Genomic DNA, 26,378 nt, shown 5'->3' on the forward strand with positions numbered 1-26,378 from the left:
GGTGATCGCCCCGGCATCGGGGATTAATACAACGCAACCGTAGCAATTGCAGACAGTGAATACAACGGGTGCGTAGCATTTGTGCGCGTAAGGATTCGCCGGTCCAGGCCGGATGCTGTCAGGATGGACCGCATGGAGGTGAGCCAGTGACGACATCGCGCACCGCGCCGGATCGGCCGCGACGGCGCTACGCGCCACGCCTACCTCCGGAACAGCGGCGGGCCCAACTGCTCGACGCCGCCTTCGCGGTGCTGAGCCGGATGGAACTGCACGAACTGAGCATGGAGGCGGTCGCCAAGGAGGCGGGCGTGGGTAAGCCGGTGCTCTACACCGTCTTCAAGACCCGCGCCGACCTGGTCGCCGCGCTGCTGGAACGGGAACGCGAGCGCGGTCTGGAACAGGTGGCCGCGACCCTGCCGACCGACCTGATGGGCGCCGACCCGGTCGTCGCGGCCTCGGCCACCGTCGAAGCGTTCGTCGGTGTGGCACTGGAGAATCCGACCCGCTGGCGACTGATCCTCGCCGGGCCGGGCAACGCCCCCGACGAATACCGTGAGGCATTGCGGAATTCCCGAGCGGGCATCTTCGACCAGGCCGAAGCGCTGGTCCGGATGGGTACCGCACTCGAACCCCGTTGGGCAGGAGTGGATTCCGCGCTGCTCACTAATTCGCTGCTGCAGGTCGCCGAGATGCTCGGCCGGTTGGCGGTCAGCGAACCGGACGAGTACCCCCGCGAACGCCTCCAGGGCTTCGTCCACGCCATCGTCGGCCTACTGGTCGGCACGCCTGCCCCGAAACCTCCTGCGGCGTAACGCAGTCCGACTGCAGCGCGCGAATCATCACCGTGCGCACGAAATCGCTAGCAACTACCAGCGCACCACGCAAATCGGTGCGCGGTAGATCCCCGCCCGGCGCGGATTCAGTTGGCGGGCTGACGGCTCTGCTGAGCCAGTCGCATCGTTTCGGTGAGCAGCTTCGATACCGCGGCGGCCTCGGTGAGGAATCCGTCGTGGCCGTCGCGGGAATGCACGATTTCCAGTCCGTCGCAGCCCGGCAGTCCGTCGGCGAGTTCCTGCTGCGTGCGCAGCGGGTACAGCCGGTCGGAGTCGACGCCGCCGACCACGCACGGCACCGGTGTCGCGGCGAGCGCGGCCCGCACTCCGCCGCGCCCTCGGCCGATGTCGTGCCGGTTCATCGCCTCGGTCAGCAGCACGTAGGTGGCCGGATCGAAACGGCTGCAAAGCTTTTCGGCCTGGTGGTCCAGGTAGCTCTGCACCGCGTACCGGCCGCCGCGCCACGGATCCTCCGCGCCCTGCGCGCTGTTCTCGAAGCGATGATCGAGCTCGTCCTCGGTGCGATAGGTCAGGTGCGCGATGCGCCGGGCGATGCCCATGCCGGTCATCGGGGCCCGGTCGGTGTCGTGGTAATCGCCGCCCTGCCAGTCCGGATCGGCCTTGATCGCCGCGATCTGGGTGGTCTGGGTGCCGATCTGGTCGGCGGTGGCGCGGGCGCCGACGGCGAGCACCAGCGCCGAGCCGACCCGGTCCGGCATGCCGACCATCCACTCCAGCACCCGCATGCCGCCCATCGACCCGCCGACCACGGCGGCCAGCCGCTCGATGCCGAGCAGGTCCATCAGCGCGGCCTCGGCGGCCACCTGATCGCGGATGGAGATCTCCGGAAACCGTGCACCCCAAGGCTTTCCGTCGGGCGCGAGGGTCGACGGCCCGGTGCTGCCCTTGCAGCCGCCGAGCACGTTCGTCGCGATCACACACCACTCGTCGGTGTCGAGCGGACAGCCGGGTCCGACCATGCCGTCCCACCACCCCGGCAGCGGATGGATGTCATCGGGGTGGCCGACCACGTGTGAGTCGCCGGTCAGCGCGTGCTCGACCAGCACCACATTGTCCAACGTGGGGGAGAGCTCTCCCCAGCGCTGCACGGCGAGGTGGACCTGCGGGATGACCGCGCCGCTCTCCAACTGCACGTCACCGATCGGGATGATGCCGAGCCGCCCGTCCGGGGGCGGCAGGGCCACCCCGGACGAACGGGCGTGACTCGGTTCGCTACTCACCTTCACGTCGCCGCCGCCGCGAAACCGGCACGCAGATCGGCGAGGATGTCATCGATTCCCTCGATGCCCACCGCAAGGCGGACCAGGCCCGGAGTGACGCCCGCGACGAGTTGCTCGTCCGGCGTCAGCTGCGAATGTGTGGTCGACGCGGGGTGAATCACGAGGGAGCGCACATCACCGATGTTAGCCACATGGCTGTGCAGGACTAATCCGTCCACGAACTTCTTGCCCGCGTCGACGCCGCCACGCAGCTCGAAGGCCACGATCGCGCCCGCGCCCTTCGGTGCGAGTCGCTGCCCGCGTTCGTACCACGGCGACGACGGCAGGCCCGCGTAGCTGACCGATTCCACGTCCGGGTGGGTGGTCAGGAATTCGGCCACCGCCTTGGCATTGGCGACGTGCCGCTCGACCCGCAGGCTCAGCGTCTCGATGCCCTGGCTGATCAGGAACGCGTTGAACGGCGACACCGCGGAGCCCAGGTCGCGCAGCAGTTGCACGCGCGCCTTGAGCGCGAAGGCGGGTGCGCCGAGGTCGGCGAACACCGCGCCGTGGTAGCTCGGGTCCGGGGTGGTGAAGCCGGGGAAGCGCGGCTGTCCCTGCGCATCGGTCACGGTCCAGTCGAAATTGCCGCCGTCGACGATCACCCCGGCCACCGCCGAGCCGTGCCCGCCGAGGTATTTGGTCGCCGAGTGCACGACGATGTCGGCACCGTGCGCCAGCGGCTGGATCAGGTACGGGGTCGCGACGGTGTTGTCCACGATCAGCGGCAGCCCGGCCTCGTGCGCGACGGCGGCGATGCCGGGGATGTCGAAGATGGCGCTGCTCGGGTTGGCGATGGTCTCGCCGTAGAACGCCTTGGTGTTCGGCCGGATCGCGGCGCGCCACTGTTCCAGGTCGTCGGGGTCGTCGACAAAGGACACCTCGATGCCGAGCTTGGGCAACGAGTAGTGGAAGAGGTTGTAGGTGCCGCCGTAGAGGTGCGGGCTGGACACGATGTGATCGCCGGCCGCGGCCAGGTTCAGGATCGCGAAGGTCTCCGCGGCCTGGCCCGAGGCCAGCAGCAGCGCGGCGACACCGCCTTCGAGCGCGGCGACCCGCTGCTCCACCACGTCCTGGGTGGGATTCGTGATCCGGGTGTAGATATTGCCCGGCTCGGCGAGCCCGAACAGCGCCGCGGCGTGCTCGGTGTCGCGGAAGGCGTACGAGGTGGTCTGGTAGATGGGCAGGGCCCTGGCACCGGTGCTGCTGTCGGGTGCCTGTCCCGCGTGGACCTGCTTGGTCTCGAAAGACCACTGGGCCGGATCGGCCGCGAGGATGGGGTCGGCCGCGGGCAGAGTGGAGTCACTCATGTGGTTTTGCTCCAAAGAAAAGGTTGTTCGCCAGAACTAACGGGTCATCGGGATGTGGGCGAAGGACAACAACACATTTCGGGAACCTCCTGGAAAGCGCGCTTGCTCTCGACCTTCGAGAGCCCGGTCATCACCCGGAGCACCCCACCGCTGCTGGAGGGTTGCCGACCAGCGAGCCGGGGCTTGGCGCTGGCACTCATGACCTGACGGGCATCATAACCGGCGGTCGGTCGCCTGCCGAAATCTCATCCGTTTTCGGTAGTCAGCCCCACGCAGCAGACGCGCATGAACTCGTCGAATGTCGAGACGAAGGTCTGGCGTCCGGCCGCGGCCGCCGCCGTGAGGTCGTCGTCGAACAGGGCGTCCGAGCGTTCCATGCCGAGATGTCCGACCAGCTGCCAGACGCCGAGGATCAAGCGCACCGGCAGGGCGTCCGGCTCGGTGCCGAGCCGTTCGGCGAGCACTTCGGCGATCGCAGTGTTCTGCCGGTCGGCGTGCTCGAGACTGCGCGCGCTGACCGCCTGGCTACTGCGCAGGATCCGCTGCATCTGCTGGAACTGCTGGAAGGACACGGGTGCCTCGGTCGGGGCGAGCGCGGCCTTGTCGATGACCCGCAGGAACGCTTCGCGTAGCGATGCCAGCTCGTTGCCGGTGATCGGCAGGCCGCGCAGTGCCTCGGCAACGGCGATGCTGAAGTCCCGGATCGGACCGAGGACGATGTCTTCCTTGCTGTCGAAGTACCGGTTGATGGTGCGGGGCGAGACGTCGGCGGCGTTGGCGATCTGTTCGACCGTCGTCGCGTCGAATCCCTGTGTGTCACAGAGGTTCAGGCCGACCTCGATGATCCGCAGTCTGGTCTGCTGCTTCTTGCGTTCACGCAGGCCGGGGGGTGGTCCCGCAGGTGTCGATGCGCTCGCAGGGTTCTCCGCTGCGGCACTCGCGCCCGTAGGCGTCGGTGACTCGAGCATGGCCATCACCCTAGCGCAACCCCACGTTTACTGTCGCCAAGCGCCAAATGTCGTAGAGCGACATTTTGCGCTTGACGACAAATGTCGCGAGATGTCAGGATGGCGACTTGTGTCGGATGAAGAGGAGAAAAAGGTGACCGAGACTGCGAAAGCGGCAGACGCTCCTGGAAAACAGGGCGGTTCGGCCCGCTGGTTCGCCCTGGCGGTGATCGCGTTGGCCCAGCTCATGGTGGTTCTCGACGCCACCATCGTGACCATCTCGCTGCCGTTCGCGCAGCATGACCTCGGGATCAGCGAGGGCAACAAGCAGTGGATGCTGACGGCGTACACACTGATCTTCGGCGGCCTCCTGCTGCTCGGCGGCCGACTGGCCGACTACCTCGGGCGACGGCGGATCTTCGTCATCGGCCTGATCGGTTTCGCCGCCGCGTCGGCACTTGCCGGTCTCGCGCAGAACGGTGCGGAGATGTTCGCCGGGCGTGCGCTACAAGGCGCGTTCGCGGCGTTGCTCGCCCCAGCGGCGCTGTCGCTGCTGTCGGTGACCTTCACCGAACCCGGTGAACGGGCAACGGCATTCGGCGTGTTCGCTGGCATCTCCGCCGGTGGCGCCGCGCTGGGCCTGATCGCGGGCGGCGCGCTCACCGAGTACGCCTCGTGGCGCTGGTGCCTGCTGGTGAACACTCCGATCGCGCTGCTCGCTGTGCTCGGCGCGCTGGCGTGGGTAGTCAAGGACGTGCCTGCCCCGCGCACCGGCGGCTACGACGTGCCGGGCGCGGTCACCGTGACGCTCGGCCTGATCGCGATCGTGTACGGCTTCAGCCGGGCCGCCGACGACGGCTGGCTCGCGGGCAGCACCATCGGCCTGCTGGTTCTCGGCACCGCGCTGCTGATCGCGTTCGTCGCGATCGAACGGCGCTCGGCCAATCCGCTGCTACCCCTGCACATTCCCGGTGAGATCAACCGTGGCGGCGCATTCCTCGCCGCGCTGCTCGTGCCGATCGCCATGTTCGCGATGTTCCTGTTCCTCAGCTACTACTTCCAGATCACCCTCGGCTACTCCTCGCTGAAGGCGGGCTTCGCGTTCCTGCCGTTCCCGGCCGGTATCGCGATCTCCGCTGGCATCACCAGCGCGCTGCTGCCGAAGATCGGCCCGCGCCCGCTGATGGTGGCCGGTGCGGTACTGGGCGTACTCGGTCTGGTGTGGCTGGCCCAGCTGGACTACGGCGACGGCTTCGCGACCAGCGTGCTGCCCGCGCAGGTGCTGATCGCGCTCGGGATGGGTCCGCTGTTCGTCGGCATGCAGACCGTCGCGCTGCATCAGGTGGAGGAAGCGGATTCGGGCGTGGCCAGTGCGCTGCTCAACGCGGCGCAGCAGGTCGGCGGCGCGGTCGGCACGGCCCTGCTGACCACCATCTCGGTGCAGACGGCCAAGTCCTACGCGGAGAGCCATCCGACGATCGACAACCTGATCGCCCGCGCCTCGATCCACAGCTATGACGTGGCGTTCTATGTCGGCGCCGGGTTCTTCCTCGCCGCCGTGCCGGTGATCGCGCTGATGATCCGCGACCGGCCGGAGAACCTGATCGAGGGTTCCGAGGACGGGGCGCGCCCGGTGCACGTCGGGGTCTGAGTATCGAAGGGGCGACCTCCCGGTCCGCGTATCGCCAGGGTTGCGGTACGCGGACCGCGGTCGTTGTGGCGGCGACCTGCGAATTGCACAATGATCTACCAGTCAGTAAGTTCGTGGGGTTTCTCACTCGGGGGGCTGCCCGCACACCACGATCGTCGGCAGCAGTACGCTTGTCTTGTTTGACCACACGTCTCGCGGACAACGCGGGGCATATACGTTGTCTGTTGGAACAGCTGGGGTCCGCTCACAAGCGTGTTCACCTGGCCGTGCAATGAGGGCACCATCCTAGGAGGACACGAAGATCCATGTCCAAAATCAAGGTTGAAGGTACCGTCGTCGAACTCGACGGCGACGAGATGACCCGGATCATCTGGCAGTTCATCAAGGACAAGCTGATCCATCCGTATCTCGATGTGAACCTCGAGTACTACGACCTGGGCATCGAATACCGGGACAAGACAGACGACCAGGTCACCATCGACGCGGCCGAGGCGATCAAGCGCCACGGTGTCGGCGTCAAGTGCGCCACGATCACCCCGGACGAGGCACGCGTCAAGGAATTCGGCCTGAAGAAGATGTGGCGGTCGCCGAACGGCACCATCCGCAACATCCTGGGCGGCACCATCTTCCGTGCGCCGATCATCATCTCCAACGTTCCGCGCCTGGTGCCCGGCTGGACCAAGCCGATCATCATCGGCAGGCACGCGTTCGGTGACCAGTACCGCGCCACCGATTTCAAGGTGTATCAGGCGGGCACGGTCACCGTGACCTTCACGCCGGAGGACGGCAGCGAGCCGATCCAGCACGAGGTCGTGAAGATGCCCGAGGACGGCGGCGTCGTCATGGGGATGTACAACTTCAAGGACTCGATCATCGATTTCGCGCGGGCCTCGTTCAATTACGGCCTGCAGCAGAACTACCCGGTGTATCTCTCGACGAAGAACACCATCCTCAAGGCCTACGACGGCATGTTCAAGGACACCTTCCAGGATGTCTTCGACGCCGAATTCAAGACCCAGTTCGACGCGGCGGGCCTGACCTACGAGCACCGCCTGATCGACGACATGGTCGCCTCCTCGATGAAGTGGGAGGGCGGCTACGTCTGGGCCTGTAAGAACTACGACGGCGACGTCCAGTCCGACACCGTCGCACAGGGCTTCGGTTCGCTCGGCCTGATGACGTCGGTGCTGCTGACCCCGGACGGCAAGACCTGCGAGGCGGAGGCCGCGCACGGCACCGTCACCCGGCACTACCGCCAGCACCAGCAGGGCAAGCCGACCTCGACCAACCCGATCGCGTCGATCTTCGCCTGGACGCGCGGGCTCGAGCACCGCGGCAAGCTGGACAACACCCCCGAGGTCATCGGCTTCGCGCAGACCCTCGAGGATGTCGTCATCAAGACCGTCGAGGGCGGTCAGATGACCAAGGACCTGGCCTCGCTCGTCGGCGGCGACCAGGGCTACCTGAGCACCGAGGAATTCCTCGGCGCGCTCGACGCCAACCTGGCCCGCGCCCTGCGCTGACCGGTGAATATCCCGGCGCTGGATAGAGAATCCGGCGCCGGGTGTGAACATACGGGCACCCGCACCACCTGGTGGTACGGGTGCCCGGACTGTTTTCCGGGTCAGGCGGAGACCGGGCTCTCGCGCAGCTCCGAGATGGCCCGCGTGAGGTTGTCCGATCCGTGACCGCGTTCGATACCCGCTTCGAACAAGTGCTGCAGCGGGTCGAGCAGGTCGGTGCGAATGCCCTGGTCGCGACTGGCGGTGCGGAGCATCCGCAGCACGGTCGAAATGTCCGCGAGACCGACGAAGGTGGGTGCGAAATCGCCGGAGTCCAGATCGGTGGCGAGGGTCGGCAGCACGTCGAGCAGTTCGCGTAACCACGGCACCAGGAACGTGGCGGTGAAATCGCGTGCCGTGGTGTGTTCGCCGCCGATCATCGCCGTGGCCTGGAAGAAACCGCTGAACAGGCCGTACATGCCCGCCAGCACTGCCATATCGTGCTTGGCCGCAACTCCGGCGTCGGTCCCTAGATACTTCGCCGTTCCCAATTCCGCGATCGTCGCGCCGTGCTCGGCCTGCGCCGCTGGCGACCCGCTGTACGGGAGCAGGGCGTCGGGCGTGCCCAATGTCGCGGGCATGCCGAGGATTCCGCCGTCCAAGAACCGGCCTTGCCGCGTGGCCATCCAGCTCGCGAGCTCGCGTGCCTCGGCGGGGCGGCCGGTCGAAACATTCAGCACGGTGCGCCCGGCCAGCGCTTCGGGGACGGATTCGAGCAGCGCCGCAACGCCGGCGGTGTCGGCGATCGAGACGACGGTCAGCGCGCTCGCGGTCAGCGCTTCGGCGAGCGAGTCAGCACGAACAGCGCCCAACTCGTCCAGCTGTGGTGCTCTGTCCGGCGAACGATTCCACACCGTCGTCGGGTAGCCGCCGCGCAAATACACCTCCGCGATCGCCGCGCCCATGGTCCCGAGTCCGAGCACTGTCACCGGCGTGCGTTGTCCAGCTGATGCTGCTGTGTGGTCGCTGGTCATACATTCCTCCGTAGGTCGAGTTCGGTAGGTGGGCGCCCGAAGATCAGTCTTCGCACTCCGATCGCTGCGCACGAGTGGCAGGACTGACCATCGGCGAACGTTTCCTGCCATATGCTGGCAGGCATGACCGGCCGCACCATCGCCATCGCCGTCACGCCGGGAGCCATGCATCCCTGGGACCTCTACGAGCTGGGCGTGGTCGCCTCGATCTTCGGCACTCCCCAACCGGATCTCGCCGATCCCTGGTACGAGCTGCGGATCTGCTCGGTGCTGCCCGAGGTGACCGAGTCGTCCATCGGGCACGGTGCGTACCTGCGCGCCGAATATGGTGTGGCCGAGCTGGTGTCGGCCGATACCGTGTTCGTACCCTCGGTCGCCTACGACTGCGTCGCCGCCGACCGCGAGGTGCCCCAAGAGCTGCTCGACGTGCTCATCGAGGCGAAGCACAGGGGAGCGCGGATGGTCGCGCTGTGCACCGGCGCGTTCGTGCTCGCCGCGGCGGGCATCTTGGACGGGCGCCGGATCGCCACGCACTGGGAGCACGCGGCCATCCTGGCCCGCCGCTATCCCGCCGTCGAGATCGACGGCACGGCGCTCTATGTCGATGACGGTGACATTCTCACCAGCGCGGGGATGACCGCGGCGCTCGATCTGTCACTGCACCTGGTGCGCCGCGATTTCGGCGCCGCCGTCGCCAACCGGCTGGCCAGGCGACTGGTGGTCCCGCCGCATCGTGCGGGCGATCAGGCCCAGTTCGTCGATCTGTCGGTCCAGGCAAGAGCCGAGGCCGATCTCGGCCCCACACTGGAATGGGCCGCCGCCCACCTCGATGAGCCACTCACCGTCGAGTTGCTCGCCGCCCGCGCCGCCATGAGTCCGCGCACCTTCCACCGGCGACTGCGGCAATCGATCGGCGCCACGCCGAAGCAGTGGTTGCTGACCCAACGCCTGGCCCGCGCGCAAACGCTGCTGGAGTCCACCGACTTCGGCATCGACCGGATCAGTCGGCTGTGCGGCCTCGGCACCGCCGCCAACCTGCGCCGCCACTTCGCCGCCGTCGTGGGTGTCACGCCCGTCGAGTATCGCCGCACCTTCGAACAGCGCGAGGCGCCGCCCGCCGCCTGAGTCAGCCCGGTGAATGTTTCGGAGCTGGAAGCGAATCCGCAGCCGGATGACGCTGGCCACATCCGGTGGTTCAGGTGCTCGGGTCGTTGCGGGGTACGCCGTTGTTTCCAAACGGAAATTGCCAGGTCGCATGGCTGGTGCGTCCAGATTGCGCGTTTTTACATTCTGACCTGCACGTTTTCTTTACGGCATGGTGTCTCAACTCACGTTTACTCGGGAAGCGAAACCGGTCGGAGAGGCGTTTCATGAACATGTGACCACCCCACTCGCCACCCAGGTTCCCGCACGCCCCGAGGCTGAGCGGACGAGCTGGCATGTCCCGGCCATGCTCGCGCTGGCGCTCGGCGGATTCGGCATCGGCACAACAGAATTCGTCACCATGGGTTTGCTGCCGGATATCGCCCGCGCGATGGGCGTCTCCGAGCCGACCGCGGGACATGCGGTGTCCGCGTACGCGCTCGGTGTGGTGATCGGCGCGCCGGTCATCGCCGCCCTGTCCGCGCGGGTCTCCCGCAAGAAACTGCTCATCGCCCTGATGGCCGCGTTCACCCTGGGCAACGCGGCGACCGTGCTCGCGCCGACCTTCGGCACGCTGGTGCTCGCGCGGTTCGTCTCCGGCCTGCCGCACGGCGCGTACTTCGGCGTCGCCTCGCTGGCCGCCGCCACGCTGGCCCCGGTGGGGCAGCGCGCGAAGGCGGTTGCCGCGGTTATGCTCGGGTTGAGCGCCGCCAATGTCGTCGGCGTTCCCAGCGCGACTTGGCTGGGCCAGCATCTCGGCTGGCGCGACGCCTACGTCGTTGTCGCGATCATCGGGCTTGCGACGGTAGCCGCCCTGATCAGGTACGTGCCCGAACTCACCGGCATCACGATGACCAATCCGATGACCGAGCTCGGCGCACTGCGCCGACCCCAGGTGCTGCTGACCCTGCTGGTCGGCGCGATCGGCTTCGGCGGCATGTTCGCCGTGTACACCTACATCACCACCACGCTCACCGGTGTCGCCGGGATGTCGCCCGGCCTGGTTCCGGTGGTGCTGATGCTGTTCGGTGTCGGCATGGTGGTCGGCAACATCGTCGGCGGTGTGCTGGCCGATCGCGGCGTGGACCGGGCGATCTACGCCGCGATGATCGGCATGGCCGTCATCCTCGCCGTATTCGTTGCGGCGGCGCACAATCCGTACACCGCCGCGATCGGGGCATTCCTGGTCGGCGCGACCGGCGCGTCGCTGGCACCAGGACTGCAGACTCGGCTGATGGACGTGGCGCACGAGGCGCAGACGCTGGCCGCCGCGCTGAACCACGCCGCGTTGAACATCGCCAACGCCGCGGGCGCGTGGCTCGGCGGCGCCGTGATCGCCGCCGGGCTAGGCTATACCGCGCCCGCCATGGTCGGCGCGGGCCTGGCCGTTGTCGGCGTGCTGCTGTTCGCGATCACCGTCTGGGCGGCCCGCCGGGACGCTCGCCTCGTCGCGGCTGCGGCGCTCCTGGCCTGACGCGCGCTTCGGGCTGAACATACAGAACTGTATGTAAGTGTAGAATCGCCGGATGGCCAGGATCGAAGTCGCGAAACCGCAGCGCCGCACCCAGGAACAGCGCAGCACCGAGATGCGCACCCGGCTGCTCGACGCGACCATCGACTGTCTGGTCGAGTACGGGTACGCGGGGACGACGACGCCGCGGGTCGCCGAACGGGCCGGGGTCACCCGTGGCGCACAGGTGCACCACTTCGGATCCAAGACCGACCTGGTGGTTGCCGCGATCAGTCACCTGGCGCAACTGCGCGCGGAGACCGCGATGCGGGAGATGGCCAAGGTCGAACGCGGCAACGATCCGGTCGGCGCGGCGCTGGATTTCCTGTGGGAGCTGCACCAGGGTCCGCTGTTCATCGCGACTGTCGAACTGTGGGTGGCCGGTCGGACCGATCCGGTGCTGGCCGCGGCGATGGAGAAGGTCGAGCCGTTCGTGAACAACGCCGTCCTGATGGCCGTCGCCCGGTTCGTGCCGGACGAGATCCGCCGCAAGGAGGCCCGCGACTTCATCTACACCGCGATGGACGCGCTGCGCGGCATCCTGGTCTCCAACTTCATCGACCCGGACAACGAACGGGCGCAACGCCGTTGGCGTCGCGCGACCGCGCACTTGCACAACATCGCCGAGGCCGCGCTTGCCGACGTTCGCGCGGCGGAGTGAGCGGGCGGGCGGCTATTCGCCGCACAGGCCTTGGGTGACAACGGCGTTCGCTTTCGCGAAAAGCTCGGCGAAGCCCTCGAAGTCGTCCCAGCGTAGGACGGTTCCCGTGGTCACCGACATCTCGAAGCGTCTGGTGCCATCGATCGTGCTGTACGCCTCCGAGTAATAGCCCGGGACGTTTCCGTTGTGACCGATGCCGACGCACTCCGGGCCGAACTCCTGTCGCAGCAATCCGAGACCGTAATCCATGCCGGGCGCCATCGGCCTGGTCGTCCGCATCTCGGCGAGCAGGGGCGGCGCGAGGAGTCGGCCGCCGAACAGGGCGCCGACGAAGGTGTCGAGATCTCGCGTTGAAGAGATCATTTCGCCCGCGGCCCCTGCCCACGAGGGATTTTGGCGGGTCAGGTCGGCAGTCAGCTGTGCGCCGTTCTCCTCGTACACCAGATAGCCGTGGGCGTGCGGCCCGATGATCTCCGGCCAAGTCCCTGGCACGAGGGTCTCCCACAGGCCGAGCGGCACCACGATGCGGCTGTAGATCTGCAGGCCGTACGGCAGTCCGGTGAGCTTTTCGATCAGCATTCCGGCCAGTTGATAGTTCGTGTTGGAGTACGACCAATCGGTGCCCGGCTCGAACCGGGCCGGCTTGGTCAGTGCGAACCGAATCAGTTCATCGGGCTGGTAGTCACGATAAAACGCGTCCACGGATGCCCTGCCCGACTCCGGCAGAATCCCGGTTTCGATGGTCCCGTCGGGCCGCAATTCGCCGGTGTACGAGAACAGGCCGCTGGTGTGTTGCAACACCATTCGCACGGTGATGCGCGGGTCAAGGCCGAACTGAGGCAAGTGCCGGGCCACCGGATCTTCCAGCCCGAGCCGACCCTCGCCGACCAACTGCAGGAGCACCGTCGCCACAAAGGTTTTGGTGATGCTGCCGATCCGGAACCGCCCGTCCACCGGCACCGGCTCCGGACGGCCCAACTCCGCCACTCCGGCGCTACCCGTCCACCCGCCGTGCTGGTCGTGCACCCGCACTTGGACCCCGGCCGCACCGGCCGCGATCAGCTCCTCCATGGCCCGCTGCAGCCCGACACGCTCCGCAACCGCCGGAGCCGCCACGGCACCCGCCCCCGCCGACCCGATCAGCACGACGGCCGAAACGAATGCAATCCCCAACCGCCGCAACAACATCAAACCCCCCGCGTGAGATCCGTCCCCCCAGGTTAACCGCTCTCCTCCCACCATTGTCGACGAAAGGGACATGACCGAGGACGTTTGCCTCGGTCATGTCCCTTTCGCCAGCGAGATCAGTGCTGTCGGGGCAGGAGGTGATCGCCGGGTTTGTCGGTGGAGAGGGCGAGGGAGCTGATGTATTGGATTTCGCCCGCTGGGCCGGGGATGGCCGAGGCGATCATGTCCGGGCGTTCGAATTCCAGGCCGGTGACGTGGCAGGTCAGCGTCTCGCCGGAGGGGTTGCCGTGCTCGTCGAACATCGGCAGGTCGATGCCGTCGTCGCTGCGGCGCAGGTAGTACTTGCCCTTGGTGGCGATGGCGGTGAGCGGGGTGGCGACGAACGCGACCACCAGCGCGACGATCGGGGAGTACGGCTTCAGTAGATCACCGAAGATGCCGAAGAATGTCATGATCGACAGCACCGCCGAGAGGCCGAAGCCGACCAGGCCGACGGGATTGAAGTCGTAGAGCATGCCGCGCCGGAACTCCGGCTGCTTCGGCGAGATCTTCAGCAGGTACTTGTTGACCGCGATATCCGTTGCCACGGTGACGATCCAGGCGATGCCGCAGTTGGCGTAGAAGCCCAGAATGTTGTTGAGGAAGTCGAACATGTTGGCTTCCATCAGGATCAGCGCGATCACCAGGTTCACGGCCAGGAAGATCAGCCGACCGGGGTACGACTTGGTCACCCGGGTATAGGAATTCGTCCAAGCGAGCGACCCCGAGTACGCATTGGTGACATTGATCTTGATCTGGCTGATCACGACCAGCACGACGGCCAGCGTCATGGCCAGCCAGCCCGGAACCATATCGCGGTAGATCTCCAGGAACTGGTGCACCGGCTGGTTGGCGATGCCCTGCGCGGCAGGCAGATTCGCGATCAGATACACGGCAAGGAACAGGCCGACTACCTGCTTGAGCGCGCCGAACACCACCCAGCCGGGGCCGGCCAGCAGCATCCAGGTCCACCACTTGCGCGCGTTCTCCGGCGTGCGCGGCGGCATGAAGCGCAGGTAATCGATCTGCTCGGCGATCTGCGCGATCAACGACAGGCACACACCGGCGGCCAGCAGGGTGCCGGAAACGCTTACCCCGGAACCATTTTCGCCGCCGTAGGCGAAGAACGACGACACCGAATCCGGGTGGCGCACCAACAGGAACCCGAACGGCAGCACCATCAGCAGCAGCCACAGCGGCGTCGTCCATACCTGCAACTTGGCCAGCGTGTTCATGCCGTAGATGACCAGCGGGAAGATGATCAGCGTCGAGGCGAGATAGCCGAGCCACAGGGGTATGTTCAGCCCCAATTCCAGCCCCTGGGCCATGATCGACCCTTCCAGCGCGAAGAAGATAAACGTGAACGACGCGAACACCACATTGGTGAGCACCGAGCCGTAGTAACCGAAACCGCTACCGCGCGTGATCAAGTCGAGGTCGAGGTTGTAGCGCGCCGCGTAGTAGGCGAGCGGAAATCCGGTCAGCATGACGACAATCGCGAAGAACCCGATGCCAAGCAGCGCGTTTCCGGTGCCGTGCGCGATGCCGATGTTCGCGCCGATGGCGAAGTCGGCCAGGTAGGCGATGCCGCCGAGGGCGGAGATCCCGACGACCGCCGGGCTCCATTTCCGGTAGCTCCGTGGCGCGAACCGCAGCGTGTAGTCCTCGAGTGTTTCTTTGGCTGCGGCGATCCCGTCAGAATTCGACGATCGGGTCTCTAGCTCGACCACGTTTTACTCCTCATCCCCGCCTGAACAACAACAACTGTTCGACGGTCGTACACGGTTGTGGACGGGCAATTTCCGAACGATTACGCGGCTGTTACGTCATTACCGGGGGTGAGCCGCGTCACAGCAAAGGATTTCGTTGCGTCCTGGCGTCCTGGCAACCCGCTGTCTACCAGCGCGAACTGGCGATACATACCCCCTCGGCGGTATGTCTTCGGGTGTCGGCGACGAGCTGGCTATTCGATAGGCGCAACCCCGGGTAACGGTGACAACCTTGCGTACTTACATACATCTCTGTATGTTTGTTTCAGGTCGATCCGGACGGATCAGCCACCGCTGCCCGCGCTGCGGACAGCACCGGCGCGGCGCGCCGGAGCAGGCACTATCTGAGGAGTTCGATGGCGAACAAGGTCTACGTCGTCGGCGTCGGCATGACGAAGTTCGAGAAGCCGGGCCGCCGCAAGAACGAAGACGGCACCGATTGGGACTACCCGGACATGGCTCGGGAGTCGGGGACCAAGGCGCTCGCCGACGCGGGCATCGCCTACGGCCTGGTGGAACAGGCCTACGTCGGTTACGTCTACGGCGAATCCACCTCCGGCCAGCGCGCGGTCTACGAGCTCGGCATGACCGGCATCCCGGTGGTCAACGTCAACAACAACTGTTCCACCGGCTCGACCGCGCTCTACCTTGCGGCACAGTCGATCCGGGGCGGACTGGCCGACTGCGCACTGGCACTCGGCTTCGAGAAGATGCAGCCGGGCTCGCTGGGTTCCACCTGGGACGATCGCGAGCAGCCGATGGCCAGGCACATCATGGCGCTCGCCGAGATCTCCGAGGTGCTGTTCCCGGTGGCACCGTGGATGTTCGGGGCGGCGGGCCGCGAGCACATGAAGCTGTACGGCACCACCGCGGAGCACTTCGCCAAGATCGGCTACAAGAACCACAAGCACTCGGTGAACAACCCGTATTCGCAGTTCCAGGACGAGTATTCGATGGACGACATCCTCGGCTCGCGGATGATCTACGACCCGCTCACCAAGCTGCAGTGCTCGCCGACCTCCGACGGTTCCGGCGCGGTCATCCTGGCCAGCGAGGCGTTCGTGGACAAGCACAACCTGGCCGCGCAGGCGGTGGAGATCGTCGGACAGGCAATGACCACCGACTTCCAGTCCACCTTCGACAACACCGCCAAGAACCTGGTCGGCTACGACATGACCGTCCAAGCCGCGCAGCAGGTTTACCGGCAGTCCGGTCTCGGTCCGGAAGACTTCCAGGCCATCGAGCTGCACGACTGCTTCTCGGCCAACGAACTGCTGACCTACGAGGCGCTCGGCCTCTGCGGCGAGGGTGAAGCCGGAAAGCTGGTCGACGACAACCTGACCACCTACGGCGGCAAGTGGGTGGTGAACCCGTCCGGCGGCCTGATCTCCAAAGGGCATCCGCTCGGCGCGACGGGTCTGGCGCAGTGCTCCGAACTCACCTGGCAGCTGCGTGGCACCGCCGACAAGCGGCAGGTCGACAACGTCACCGCCTGCCTGCAGCACAACATCGGGCTCGGCGGCGCCGCCGTCGTGACCGCCTACCAGCGCGCAGAACGCTGAGCTCGCGAAGCGTCATCCAACCCAGCGCTGAGCTCGCGAAGCGTCAATCCAGCACAGCGCTGAACTCGCACAACGAAACTCGACGAGGAGTCAATCATGGGACACATCGAAGCCACCAAGGACGTCAACGCCACCCCCGAGGCGCTGTGGACGGTCGTCTCCGATCCCAACACCTGGGACAAGTGGTTCACCATCCACGAGCGCTTCATGGAGGAGCCGCCAGCCGTGCTGACCGAGGGCTCGAAGCTGGTCGCCAAGATCGTCATGCTCGGCATGGCGAACAAGCTGGAGTGGACCGTCGTTTCGGTGCAGCAGCCGACCAAGCTCACCCTCGGCGGCACCGGCATGGCCGGAGTGAAGACCGAATTCACCTTCGACATCCAGCCCAAGGGCGACGGTGGCAGCACCATCCTGGTGTCCGGTGACTTCGAGGGCGCGCTGATCAAGGGTGCGCTCGGCAAGGCGGTCGAGAAGGACGGTCTCAAGCAGCTGGACAAGTCCCTCGAGCAGCTCGACGCGCTGGCCTCGGCATGAGAGCCGGGCTCGATGCTCATGCCGGAGAGGACACAGCATGACTGCGGAGACTACTACGGCACGGCTGGTCGAATTCGACGACGCCGGTCTCGAAATCTGGTGTGACGACGAGCGTTTCGAGGTCACCGGCGAACGGATCGCCGAATACGCCGCGGCGACCAATGATCCGATCGAGGCGCACCTCGCGGGCAAGGTGGCCTCGCCGGTCTTTGCCATCGTCCCGGTCTTCGAGGCCATGATGATGCCGGTGATCGATGTCGCGCCGATGGACATCTTCGGCCGAGTGGTGCACGGCGAGCAGGACTTCCACTTCCACCGGGCGATCCGGCCCGGCGACAAGCTGGTCTCGCGGGCCAAGGCGATCGGTTACACCAGCCGGTCCAACGGCACCACCATCACCATCCTCATCGAATGCAAGACCGAGGAAGGGGAGCTGGTCAACGAGCAGTACCTGACCGCGTTCTTCCGCAATATCGATGCGGGCAAGTCGGTCGGCAGCGCGGCGCCCGCGCACAAGTTCGACGAGAGCCTGCGGGCACAGGACCCGGTCGCCGTCGTGCCGCAGCACGTCGACGACGACCAAACCTTCCGATACTCACCGGCTTCCGGTGATCCGGTGCCGCTGCACCTGGACGATCAGGTCGCCAAGGATGCCGGGCTGCCCGGCATCATCGCGCACGGGCTGTGCACCATGGCGTTCGCGTCCTGGGCCGTGCTCACCGAAGTCGCCGGGTCGGATGTCAACCGGCTCAAGCGGTTTACGGTGCGCTTCGCCAAGATGGTCTTCCCCGGTGACGATCTGGAGACGCGCATCTGGCGGGTCGGCTCGGCCGACGGTGTCACGACCTACGCCTTCGAAACCGTGCGCGGCGAGGACGTGGTCCTCAGCGACGGACTCGCCGAGATCGCCGATTGAGCTCAGCCGGGACGTCGTAGCGCGTCGTCCCGGCTCGGGTCGCAATGTTCAGCACAAACGTCAGGAAGAGGAGACATCGATGGGTGCACTCGAAGGCCGGGTAGCCGTCATCACCGGCGCCGGTCGCGGCATCGGCCGCGAGCACGCCTTGCTGTTCGCGCGGGAGGGCGCGGCCGTGGTCGTCAACGACCTCGGCGGCAGCAACGAGGGCGAGGGAACCGACACCACCCCCGCCCAAGAGGTTGCCAACGAGATCATCGCGGCGGGCGGCAAAGCGGTCGCCAACACCGCGAACATCGCCACCTGGGACGGCGCGAAGAACGTGATCGACCAGGCGATCGCCGAGCTCGGCGGGCTCGACATCGTGGTCAACAACGCGGGCATCCTGCGCGATGCGTTCATCGCGGGCATGGACGAGGCGCAGTGGGATGCGGTGATCGCCGTGCACCTCAAGGGCCATGCCGCCGTGCTGCACCACGCCGCCGCCTACTGGAAAGACCAGAGCAAGGCGGGCAACCAGCCGAACGCCGCGGTGATCAATACCGCGTCCGCCTCGGGAACCACCGTGCCGAACGCGGGCCAGGCCAACTACGGCGCGGCCAAGGCGGGGATTGCCGCGCTCACCCTGGTCGCCGCCGACGAGCTGGCTCGCTACGGCGTGCGGGTCAACGCCATCGCGCCGATCGCGCGCACCCGGCTCACCCTGGCCACGCCGGGCATGGGCGCCATGATGGCGGCCGAAGCCGACGAGGTCGCCGATGGTGAATTCGACGCGTTCAGCCCGGCCAATATCTCGCCGCTGGTGGCCTACCTCGCCTCGGACAAGTGCCCGATCACCGGCAAGGTGTTCGCGGTGCAGGGCGGGGCCATCTCCGAACTGGCCGGTTGGCACGATGTGAAGACGATCGAGACCGAGGGACCGTGGTTGATCGACGACATCTCCGCACGGTTGCCCTGAGCTCGCGGAACTGAAGGAGAACAACGATGTTCGAATGGTCCGAGACCGATGTGCTGATCCGCGATGCCGTGCGGACCTTCATCGACAAGGAAATCCGGCCCAACCTGGATGCGCTGGACAGCGGTGAACTGTCGCCGTACCCGATCATCCGGAAACTGTTCAGCGAGTTCGGGATCGACGCCATGGGCGGCGAAGCGGTGCAGAAACTGCTCGCCAAGCAGCGGTCAAAAGAGGAGGCGGCCGCCGCGGGTGAGCCGCTGCCGGAGCGGAAGAAGGAAAAGTCTTCCGGCGGTAGCCCGTTCGCCGGGCAGGAATCGCTGATGGCGGTGCTGATCGGCGAATTGTCCGGCGTCTGCATGGGTTTGGTCACCGCGATGGGTGTCAGCATCGGACTCGGCGCCACGACCATCATGTCGCGCGGCACGTTGGCGCAGAAGGAGCGTTGGCTCGCCGACATCGTGACCATGCAGAAGGTCGCGGCGTGGGCGATCACCGAGCCCGACTCGGGCTCCGACGCGTTCGGCGGCATGAAGACCTACGTCCGGCGGGACGGCGACGACTACCTGCTGAACGGTCAGAAGACCTTCATCACCAACGGGCCGTTCGCCGATGTGATGATCGTCTACGCCAAGCTCGACGAGGGCGACGGCGGTGACAAGCGCGAGCGCAAGGTGCTCACCTTCGTCCTCGACAAGGGCATGGAGGGGCTCACCCAGGGCAAGCCGTTCAAGAAGATGGGACTGCACGCCTCGCCCACCGGTGAACTGTTCTTCGACAATGTCCGCCTCGGCAAGGACCGGCTGCTCGGCGAGACCGAGGAGCACAAGGGCGGCGACGGCAGGGAGAGCGCCCGCTCCAGCTTCACCGCCGAGCGCGTCGGGGTGGCCTTCATGGCGCTGGGCATCATCAACGAATGTCACCGGCTCTGCCTGGATTACGCCAAGAATCGCAAGCTCTGGGGCCAGGAGATCGGCCGCTTCCAGCTCGTCCAGCTCAAGCTGGCCAAGATGGAGATCGCGCGAATCAACGTGCAGAACATGGTGTTCAACACGCTGGAGCGCGGGCGCGCGGGCAAGCCGCCGACACTCGCCGAGGCGTCGGCGATGAAGTTGTACGCGTCCGAGGCGGCCACCGAGGTCGCCATGGAGGCGGTGCAGCTGTTCGGCGGCAACGGGTACATGACCGAGTACCGCGTGGAACAGCTTGCGCGCGATGCCAAGTCGTTGATGATCTACGCGGGCAGCAACGAGATCCAGGTGACCCACATCGCCAAGGGGCTGCTGGCTTAATCGCATACGGAGCCCGGGTGCGCTACAACGGCGTGCGCGCCCGGGATCTCCTGTTCCGCAATCGGAAACGCCGATAGTCCTGCGCACCTGTCACGGTGCCGCTCGCGAAGGGCCACCGGTCGATGATCACCGAAACCACCGCGCGCTACCACGACGTCAATACCCGGGTGCTGTCCGTCTCGGGGTCCGGCGGCCCGATTCTGCTGCTGCACGGCTACGCCGACAGCGCCGATACCTGGCGCGGAGTCCTTGCCGCTCTCGCGGCCGCTGGCCGCACCGCCTTCGCCGTCGACCTCCCCGGCTTCGGCTTGGCCGACCGGCGCGGGCCCGGCTCGATGACGCCGCAGTTCGACGCCTTCGTCGATGCGATCATCGCCGAGCACGGCCCGCTGACCCTAGTCGGCAACTCCCTCGGTGCGGCAACCGCACTGCACGCCGCCGCCAGGCATCCGGCAGGTGAGGTCGCCGCCGTGGTCGCCCTCGACGAGCCGCTGTTGGCGCGGCACTGGCTGGCCCGCGTCGGACGTCTGCGGGAATACCGATTCTTCTTCCGCCTGGTCGGCCTCCTACCTATTCCGACTTCGCTGGTGCGCTGGGGTGTACGCCGCGCGGCCGCCCTGCTGGTCTACGGCCCCGGCATCGTCGCCGACCCCGAATTCCTCAGCACCGCAGTCCGTTCCATCCCAGACATGCGTGCCGTCGCGGCACGTGGCCGCGACGCCGTCCGCTACGCCCGTGAACACCCTTCCGGCCATATCGATCTCACCATCACCTGCCCCGTCCTCATCGTGCACGGCACCGAGGACCGCATCATTCCCGTATCCGCCGCCCGAGCCCTGCACGCCCTGCTGCCGGACAGCGAATTGGTCATCCTCCCCGGCGTCGGCCACTGCCCTCAACTGGATGTCCCAGACAAGGTCTGCCAACTACTCCTGCAATTTCCCGACCGAACCGCCGACCAGCATTCCGACGTCGCCTCCTGAACCCTGGCTAGCCCTCATCCCCTCGAGCACCCGACTGCTGTTTCCTCAGCAGTTCAACCACTACATCGAGGGTCCTAGAGTTCTGGTTCACGGCTGCTTCCAGCAGAGTCATCCGGCCTTCGAGCTGACCGACCCGCGTTTCGAGCTGGTCGAACCGTGTTTCGAGCCGATCGAACCGTGTTTCGAGCTTGTCGATCCGTGCTTCGAGTTGGTCGAACCGTGTTTCGAGCTTGTCGAACCGTGTTTCGAGTTGGTTCACCCGTGCTGCGAGCTGGCTGAACTGCGCTGGTAGTGGTGCCAGTTCGTTCATCTGGGTGCTCAGCTGATTCACCTGTACCGCAACGTTTTCCAGGATGGATTCCACGCGATCCAAGCGGTGCCCGTGTTGTCGCTGGGTGGCGATCAGCAGACCGAACTGCCGTCCGGACGTCTTTTCCAGCCGGCGCAGCCGTAGGTCGATGTCGCGAACTACGCTGTCCGTTTTCTTGGCCTCCCGGTCCATTCTGCTGGTCAGTTCGTAGAGCCCGTCGACATCGCTGCGAAGTTGGTGCACTGCGCGGTCTACCTGTGTACTCCCCATGCCTCGAAACAGTAGGCGTCCGGGAGACCGCGTTCGAGGCCTCGCGCGGATTTGGGGATAACTTCCTGACCTGTGGATATCCGGTGCCTCACACCGCCCGGAGGCGGTTGCGGCTGGCGTAGACGTGTTCGGCGATGAGGGTGGCTATGCGGTCGGGTGCCTCGAGCATGGGGACGTGTCCGACGCCGTGGACGACGATGCGGTCGGCGGAGTCGGGGAGTTCCTTCAGGTAGCGGCGGGCGTAGACGCGATTGGGAATGACGCGGTCGTATTCGGACAGCAGCAGGCGGACCGGGGTTTGCAGGGTGGACAGGTCTTCTTGCTCGGGGCCGCGGATGCTGCCGACGATGAACGGGAGCATGGACGGGCAGTGCAGTGCGGCCATGATGGCGGCGGCGGTGTCGCGGCGGGAGACCGCGGACGCGTTCTTGCTCAGCGCGAGCAACGCGAACCGCTGGGCGATCGGATTGTTGACCGCGAAACCGCCCAGCCGCTTGCCGATTTCGACGACCGGAATCAGGGACAGGAACTTCAGGCTCACGCGCAGCTGGGTGAGCGACGGAATGTGCCAGCCGCCCGCCGGCGCGATCAGCGTGAGCGTGCGAGCCCGCCCGCGCCGGGCGAGTTCGACACCGACCCACCCGCCGAGCGAGTTGCCCGCGATGTGGCAGGTGCGCCAGCCGAGCTCGTCGAGCTGATCCTCGATGCGGTCGGCCAGCGAGTGCACGTCGACCGACCAGCCGTCCGCGAGTTCACCACCCCAGTGGCCCGCGAAGGCGGGCGCGTACACCTCGCACTGACTCGCCAGCCGCGTCGCGGTCTGCTCCCAGCAGTGCGGCGACATCATGAAGCCGTGCAACAGCAGCAGCGGGTCGCCCGAGCCCATGTGCAATGCCTTGACGGCCTTGGGCATGGCCGGCTTGGGCTTCGAGGTGACTGGCGGGCGAGCGGCGCTGGCGGCGGCCGGGGACTTGGAGGTGTCAGACGACATCGTCATCACCCCTTCCTGGACGGCAGTGTCCGAAGGAATTCATCTGACCAGCATTGTACGGTCGTCCGGTGGCCTACATCATTTCGACTGTGAACGTAAACGGCGTCCGCGCGGCTACGGGCAAAGGCATGCTGGCCTGGCTCGCCGCCACCGAGGCCGACATCGTCTGCGTCCAGGAGACGCGGGCCACCGACGAGCAGACCAGAGCGGCGCTGGCACCGGCGCTGGCCGATGGGTGGTGGCTGGCGCACGCCGAGCCGGAGTCCAAGGGCCGGGCCGGTGTCGCGATCCTGTCCAGGCGGGAGCCGAGTGCGGTGCGAATCGGGTTCGGCAGCAGCGAGTTCGGCGCGTCCGGCCGCTATCTCGAGGCCGACTTCGACGAGGTCACCGTGGCCAGCGTCTACGTGCACTCCGGTGACGCCGGCACCCCTCGCCAGGACGAAAAGTACCGCTACCTGGCCGAACTCGGCGCTTACCTCATCGCCCACACGGGCGATTTCGTGGTGAGCGGTGACTGGAACATCGCGCACACCGAGCGCGACCTGAAGAACTGGAAGGGCAACCTGAAGTCGGCCGGATTCCTGCCGGACGAGCGGGCCTGGATCGATCAACTGCTCGCCGCGGGCTATGTCGACGTGGTGCGCAAGCTGCACCCGGGCGTCGACGGCCCGTACAGCTGGTGGTCCTACCGCGGGCGCGCGTTCGACAACGACACCGGCTGGCGCATCGACTATCAGCTGGCCCGCGGCGATCTCGCGGCACGCGCCAAGCAGGCCGTGGTGGAACGCGCCGCCGCCTACGACCAGCGCTGGTCCGACCACGCCCCGGTCACGGTCCAGTACCGATGAACCTGTCGCCGAAGGCAATTCGCACGCTCGCCGTGGTCGGTGCGGCGGTGCTGGCGCTGGTCGTGGCCGTTGTCCTCGGATTGCGTGGCGAGGGCAACGACACCGGCACGGCCCCTACCACCCGCACCACCAACAGCGCGCCCGCCGCAACCCAGCAACGGCCGCCGGACGCCGCCGCGCCGACCAGTCGCGCGCCGGGCGTCCCGGACCGCGCCTACACCACCTTGCGCGAAATCGATGCGGGCCGCTGGCCCGATTCGGCGAACGCCCCCGGCACCAAGGGCGGCGATCGCTGGATGAATCGCGAAGCCACGCTGCCCGCCAAAGATGCCGCGGGCAAGCCGATCACCTACCAGGAGTGGGACGTGAATCCCAAGCCGCGCGGCCGATCTCGCGATGCCGAGCGCATCGTCACCGGCAGCGACGGAACCGCCTGGTACACCGGGGACCACTACGAGACCTTCACGAGGATGCGCTGATGACCGAGTCCGTCACGTTGTCACAGTTTCTTGCTCGCCCAGTCGAATCCGACGCCAGCGCACAGCGGCTCGCCGCCGCCCCGGCGGTCGGCGCGGCCACTGTCGACGCGGCCGAGTTGAGCGGCCTGCGTTACCGCGCGCCGTCCGGCTACCAGGTGCGCGAATTGCGCGGCGCGAAGATGCAGACAGTCAAGCGGGTGTTCGACGAAGTGGCCGCCGCACTGCAGTTTCCGTACTACTTCGGCGAGAACAAGGACGCCTTCGACGAATGCCTGCGGGACCTGGACGATTTCGTCGGCGACGGCACCGGATACATTCTCGTGGTTCGCGATTCGGCCCGACTGCTGGCCGACGAGCCGACCGAACGGGAGTGGTTCGCGGCGGCAATGCGCGACTGTGCCGAGTACTGGTCACGCAAGGGCATCCCGTTCCGTGTTGTGCTGCAAGGCGAATCGACCGGCTTGCAGGATGTTTCACTGGAACTCTGAGGGAACCAGCTCACCCCAACCGGCGCGCCAAATCCTCACCTAGCAAGACGAATACATCGGTCGTGTGCTCGATCAGCTCGTCGCGGGTGAGCGGAAGCTCGCCCTGTAGCCAGGCCGTCAGCGTCTGCACCAGCCCGCCGACCAGATAGTTGGCCCGGAAGTCGATCGCCGGATCCGATTGCGGGTCGTCGATCCCGTAGAAGTCGATGCCCTCGGCCGCGACCATCCGCGCGAACACCCGGACTGTTTCGGTGGTGCGGGCCCGCAACTCCGGCGTAGCCATGCCCGCGACCAGCGCGACCTTGGCCTTGCGCGGGTCATCGGTGAGCAGATGGATGCCCGCGGCGATCGCGGCCCGTGCCGTGCCCCGCGAATCCTTCGGGGCGGTACCCACCGCCGCGACGATCGCGATCGCGAGTTCCTCGGCGATCGTGTCGATGAGCGCCGTCAGCACGGCGTCGCGACTGTCGAAGCTCTCGTAGTAGTACCGCTCGTTGAGTCCGGCCTTGGCACACAGGCCGGAGACGGTCAGCTTGGCGAGCCCCTGGGTGCCGATGATCTCCAGCGCCGCCTCCAACAGCGCCGCGCGCCGCTGCGCCCGGCGCTCGTCCGCGGAAATGCCGCCATAGGTCCGCGACGCAGGCCCACCCGTCGCCCGGCCACCACCCCTCACGGAATCGCTACGCGATGCAGGCCCACCCGTCGCCCGGCCACCACCCCCCACGGAATCGCTACGCGATGCAGGCCCACCCGTCGCCCGGCCACCACCCCCCACGGAATCGCTACGCGATGCAGGCCCACCCGTCGCCCGGCCACCACCCCCCAAAGAATCGCTACGCGATGCAGTCACAGTTCTGATTCTGGCACGCGTCAATTCTGGCAGAGAGTATTGCCAGAATCTCGAATCTGGCGGATGCTGTTGCCAGATGCTCTCGATGAGGAGGCAGAAATGTCGCAGCCCGGCTACTTCAGCGACCGTTCCATGGCCAGGCGGGTGATGAGCAAGCGTGCGGTCGGCCTGACCTACGGCCAGCGGGCCCTGGTCGTCGGGGCGGTGCATCCGCTGCTCTACGTCGGTACCGCGGAGAACACCGAGCATCGGATGACGCCCTACACCCGGCTCGCACTCACCGGCCACCTGTTCGAGGCCGTCTTCCTCGGCAGCAAGGACGAGGCGGACCGCGCGCTCGCGTTCACCACGAAGAAGCATGCAAAGGTGCGCGGCGCCCTGCCCGAAGATGCGGGCCAACGGCATCCGGCAGGCACCGGTTACTCCGCGCTCGATCCGCACCTGATGTACATGACGATGGCGTTCACCTTCGACTCCGCCGAAGTGATGTATGACCTGCTGGTCCGCACCATGACCGACGGCGAACGCGAGGGCCTCTACCAGGATTACGTGCGTTGGGCTGAGCTCTTCGGCATGCCCAGAGCGGCGGCGCCGGGCAGCTACCCGGAGTTCCGCGCGTCCTTCGCCACCTACCTCGCCTCCGATGAGCTGTTCCTCACCGACGAGGCGCGGCTGGTCGGCTCCTATCTGGCGGGGCAGCGGGTGCCGTATCCGCAGCGGATGCCGTTGCAGCAGGTCACCTCCGCGTTCTTCCTGCTGGTGCAGGGCAGCCTGCCACCGCGGATCCGGCAGATGTACGGGATGGGTTGGGGGCGGGCCGAACAGGTGGCCTACCGGGCGCTGGCTCAGGCCGTGCGGACCGCGCATGTCGCGCCGCCGCTGGTGCCGCCGGTGTTGCGCGGCACTTTGGCCGGACCGAGTGCCCCGGTCTACAAGCTCGTTTCCCAGCGGGAACGCCAACTCGTCGGCACCGGGCGGCCGAGTATGCCGGGGGTCGACCCGCGGAACTGGGTGCAGCGAAATTCCGCTTGAT

At 66.7% G+C, this 26,378-nt stretch carries 25 protein-coding genes and 1 riboswitch; of the genes, 16 read left to right on the top strand and 9 right to left on the bottom strand.

Annotation, left to right across the window (positions count from 1 at the left end; all coding sequences use genetic code 11):
• Positions 1-146 precede the first annotated feature (146 nt).
• Positions 147-812: a TetR/AcrR family transcriptional regulator gene (locus KV110_RS05840; RefSeq protein ID WP_218474105.1), complete on the top strand. Its 666-nt coding sequence runs from the start codon at positions 147-149 to the stop codon at positions 810-812.
• Between the two features lie 107 nt (positions 813-919).
• On the opposite strand, the gene metX is transcribed toward KV110_RS05840, so the two are convergent.
• From metX to KV110_RS05855, 3 genes are all read right to left on the bottom strand, one after another.
• Positions 920-2,038 (bottom strand): homoserine O-acetyltransferase MetX, encoded by a 1,119-nt coding sequence (metX, locus tag KV110_RS05845; RefSeq protein ID WP_218478200.1) that lies wholly within the window; start codon positions 2,036-2,038, stop codon positions 920-922.
• A 38-nt stretch (positions 2,039-2,076) separates the two neighbouring features.
• Positions 2,077-3,423 (bottom strand): bifunctional o-acetylhomoserine/o-acetylserine sulfhydrylase, encoded by a 1,347-nt coding sequence (locus KV110_RS05850; RefSeq protein WP_218474106.1) that lies wholly within the window; start codon positions 3,421-3,423, stop codon positions 2,077-2,079.
• Positions 3,424-3,516: 93 nt separating this feature from the next.
• A riboswitch (SAM riboswitch) is annotated at positions 3,517-3,627 on the bottom strand.
• Between the two features lie 41 nt (positions 3,628-3,668).
• The gene (locus KV110_RS05855) at positions 3,669-4,391 is read right to left on the bottom strand and encodes a TetR family transcriptional regulator (protein WP_218474108.1); all 723 of its coding nucleotides are present in this window, start codon (positions 4,389-4,391) and stop codon (positions 3,669-3,671) included.
• Between the two features lie 133 nt (positions 4,392-4,524).
• Between KV110_RS05855 and KV110_RS05860 the strand changes: the two genes are divergently transcribed.
• On the top strand, positions 4,525-6,021 hold the full coding sequence (locus KV110_RS05860; RefSeq protein ID WP_246634366.1) for an MFS transporter: 1,497 nt from the start codon (positions 4,525-4,527) through the stop codon (positions 6,019-6,021).
• 305 nt (positions 6,022-6,326) lie between these two features.
• A complete protein-coding gene (locus tag KV110_RS05865) occupies positions 6,327-7,544 on the top strand; it encodes an NADP-dependent isocitrate dehydrogenase (protein ID WP_218474109.1) in 1,218 nt (405 codons plus the stop codon).
• A 101-nt stretch (positions 7,545-7,645) separates the two neighbouring features.
• Here the strand turns inward: KV110_RS05865 and KV110_RS05870 are convergent, their stop codons facing one another.
• The gene (locus tag KV110_RS05870) at positions 7,646-8,557 is read right to left on the bottom strand and encodes an NAD(P)-dependent oxidoreductase (RefSeq protein ID WP_218474111.1); all 912 of its coding nucleotides are present in this window, start codon (positions 8,555-8,557) and stop codon (positions 7,646-7,648) included.
• 123 nt (positions 8,558-8,680) lie between these two features.
• Here KV110_RS05870 and KV110_RS05875 point away from each other — a divergent pair, with 123 nt between their 5' ends.
• The 3 genes from KV110_RS05875 to KV110_RS05885 all read left to right on the top strand — a co-directional run bounded on the left by KV110_RS05875 (position 8,681) and on the right by KV110_RS05885 (position 11,871).
• Positions 8,681-9,682, top strand: a complete 1,002-nt coding sequence (locus KV110_RS05875; RefSeq protein ID WP_218474113.1) for a helix-turn-helix domain-containing protein — start codon at positions 8,681-8,683, stop codon at positions 9,680-9,682.
• Between the two features lie 325 nt (positions 9,683-10,007).
• On the top strand, positions 10,008-11,174 hold the full coding sequence (locus KV110_RS05880) for an MFS transporter (RefSeq protein ID WP_218478202.1): 1,167 nt from the start codon (positions 10,008-10,010) through the stop codon (positions 11,172-11,174).
• 52 nt (positions 11,175-11,226) lie between these two features.
• Positions 11,227-11,871 (top strand): TetR/AcrR family transcriptional regulator, encoded by a 645-nt coding sequence (locus KV110_RS05885; RefSeq protein WP_218474115.1) that lies wholly within the window; start codon positions 11,227-11,229, stop codon positions 11,869-11,871.
• A 12-nt stretch (positions 11,872-11,883) separates the two neighbouring features.
• Here the strand turns inward: KV110_RS05885 and KV110_RS05890 are convergent, their stop codons facing one another.
• Positions 11,884-13,044, bottom strand: coding sequence for a serine hydrolase domain-containing protein (locus KV110_RS05890; protein WP_218474117.1), 1,161 nt, complete (start codon positions 13,042-13,044; stop codon positions 11,884-11,886).
• A 131-nt stretch (positions 13,045-13,175) separates the two neighbouring features.
• A complete protein-coding gene (locus KV110_RS05895; protein WP_246634367.1) occupies positions 13,176-14,828 on the bottom strand; it encodes a purine-cytosine permease family protein in 1,653 nt (550 codons plus the stop codon).
• Between the two features lie 395 nt (positions 14,829-15,223).
• On the opposite strand from KV110_RS05895, the gene KV110_RS05900 reads away from it, so the two are divergent.
• The 6 genes from KV110_RS05900 to KV110_RS05925 all read left to right on the top strand — a co-directional run bounded on the left by KV110_RS05900 (position 15,224) and on the right by KV110_RS05925 (position 21,109).
• Positions 15,224-16,429: a lipid-transfer protein gene (locus tag KV110_RS05900; RefSeq protein ID WP_218474119.1), complete on the top strand. Its 1,206-nt coding sequence runs from the start codon at positions 15,224-15,226 to the stop codon at positions 16,427-16,429.
• A 96-nt stretch (positions 16,430-16,525) separates the two neighbouring features.
• On the top strand, positions 16,526-16,963 hold the full coding sequence (locus KV110_RS05905) for a type II toxin-antitoxin system Rv0910 family toxin (RefSeq protein WP_107654289.1): 438 nt from the start codon (positions 16,526-16,528) through the stop codon (positions 16,961-16,963).
• Between the two features lie 37 nt (positions 16,964-17,000).
• A complete protein-coding gene (locus KV110_RS05910) occupies positions 17,001-17,879 on the top strand; it encodes a MaoC/PaaZ C-terminal domain-containing protein (RefSeq protein WP_218474120.1) in 879 nt (292 codons plus the stop codon).
• Positions 17,880-17,958: 79 nt separating this feature from the next.
• Positions 17,959-18,837: an SDR family oxidoreductase gene (locus KV110_RS05915; RefSeq protein WP_218474122.1), complete on the top strand. Its 879-nt coding sequence runs from the start codon at positions 17,959-17,961 to the stop codon at positions 18,835-18,837.
• Positions 18,838-18,863: 26 nt separating this feature from the next.
• Positions 18,864-20,126, top strand: a complete 1,263-nt coding sequence (locus KV110_RS05920; protein ID WP_218474124.1) for an acyl-CoA dehydrogenase family protein — start codon at positions 18,864-18,866, stop codon at positions 20,124-20,126.
• A 122-nt stretch (positions 20,127-20,248) separates the two neighbouring features.
• Positions 20,249-21,109 (top strand): alpha/beta fold hydrolase, encoded by an 861-nt coding sequence (locus tag KV110_RS05925; protein WP_218474125.1) that lies wholly within the window; start codon positions 20,249-20,251, stop codon positions 21,107-21,109.
• A gap of 7 nt (positions 21,110-21,116) precedes the next feature.
• Here the strand turns inward: KV110_RS05925 and KV110_RS05930 are convergent, their stop codons facing one another.
• Both KV110_RS05930 and KV110_RS05935 read right to left on the bottom strand, forming a co-directional pair.
• Entirely contained in the window at positions 21,117-21,611 is a 495-nt protein-coding gene (locus KV110_RS05930) for a hypothetical protein (RefSeq protein ID WP_218474127.1), read from the bottom strand.
• A gap of 166 nt (positions 21,612-21,777) precedes the next feature.
• Entirely contained in the window at positions 21,778-22,686 is a 909-nt protein-coding gene (locus tag KV110_RS05935; protein WP_218474128.1) for an alpha/beta fold hydrolase, read from the bottom strand.
• Positions 22,687-22,808: 122 nt separating this feature from the next.
• Between KV110_RS05935 and KV110_RS05940 the strand changes: the two genes are divergently transcribed.
• Genes KV110_RS05940 through KV110_RS05950 form a run of 3 tightly spaced genes read left to right on the top strand, consistent with a single transcriptional unit; the run spans position 22,809 to position 24,495 of the window.
• Positions 22,809-23,528 (top strand): exodeoxyribonuclease III, encoded by a 720-nt coding sequence (locus KV110_RS05940; RefSeq protein WP_246634693.1) that lies wholly within the window; start codon positions 22,809-22,811, stop codon positions 23,526-23,528.
• Positions 23,525-24,007, top strand: a complete 483-nt coding sequence (locus KV110_RS05945) for a guanyl-specific ribonuclease (RefSeq protein ID WP_218474132.1) — start codon at positions 23,525-23,527, stop codon at positions 24,005-24,007. The genes KV110_RS05940 and KV110_RS05945 overlap by 4 nt, the downstream gene beginning before the upstream one ends.
• Complete coding sequence (locus KV110_RS05950) at positions 24,007-24,495, top strand: barstar family protein (RefSeq protein WP_218474133.1); 489 nt, start codon at positions 24,007-24,009, stop codon at positions 24,493-24,495. Before KV110_RS05945 ends, KV110_RS05950 begins: the two co-directional genes overlap by 1 nt.
• A gap of 10 nt (positions 24,496-24,505) precedes the next feature.
• Here KV110_RS05950 and KV110_RS05955 read toward each other — a convergent pair whose 3' ends face one another.
• On the bottom strand, positions 24,506-25,168 hold the full coding sequence (locus KV110_RS05955) for a TetR/AcrR family transcriptional regulator (protein ID WP_218474135.1): 663 nt from the start codon (positions 25,166-25,168) through the stop codon (positions 24,506-24,508).
• A 276-nt stretch (positions 25,169-25,444) separates the two neighbouring features.
• Between KV110_RS05955 and KV110_RS05960 the strand changes: the two genes are divergently transcribed.
• Entirely contained in the window at positions 25,445-26,377 is a 933-nt protein-coding gene (locus KV110_RS05960) for an oxygenase MpaB family protein (RefSeq protein WP_218474137.1), read from the top strand.
• The last annotated feature ends 1 nt before the right edge of the window (position 26,378 follow it).

Origin of the sequence: Nocardia iowensis (assembly GCF_019222765.1) — a bacterium.
Lineage (GTDB): Bacteria > Actinomycetota > Actinomycetes > Mycobacteriales > Mycobacteriaceae > Nocardia > Nocardia iowensis.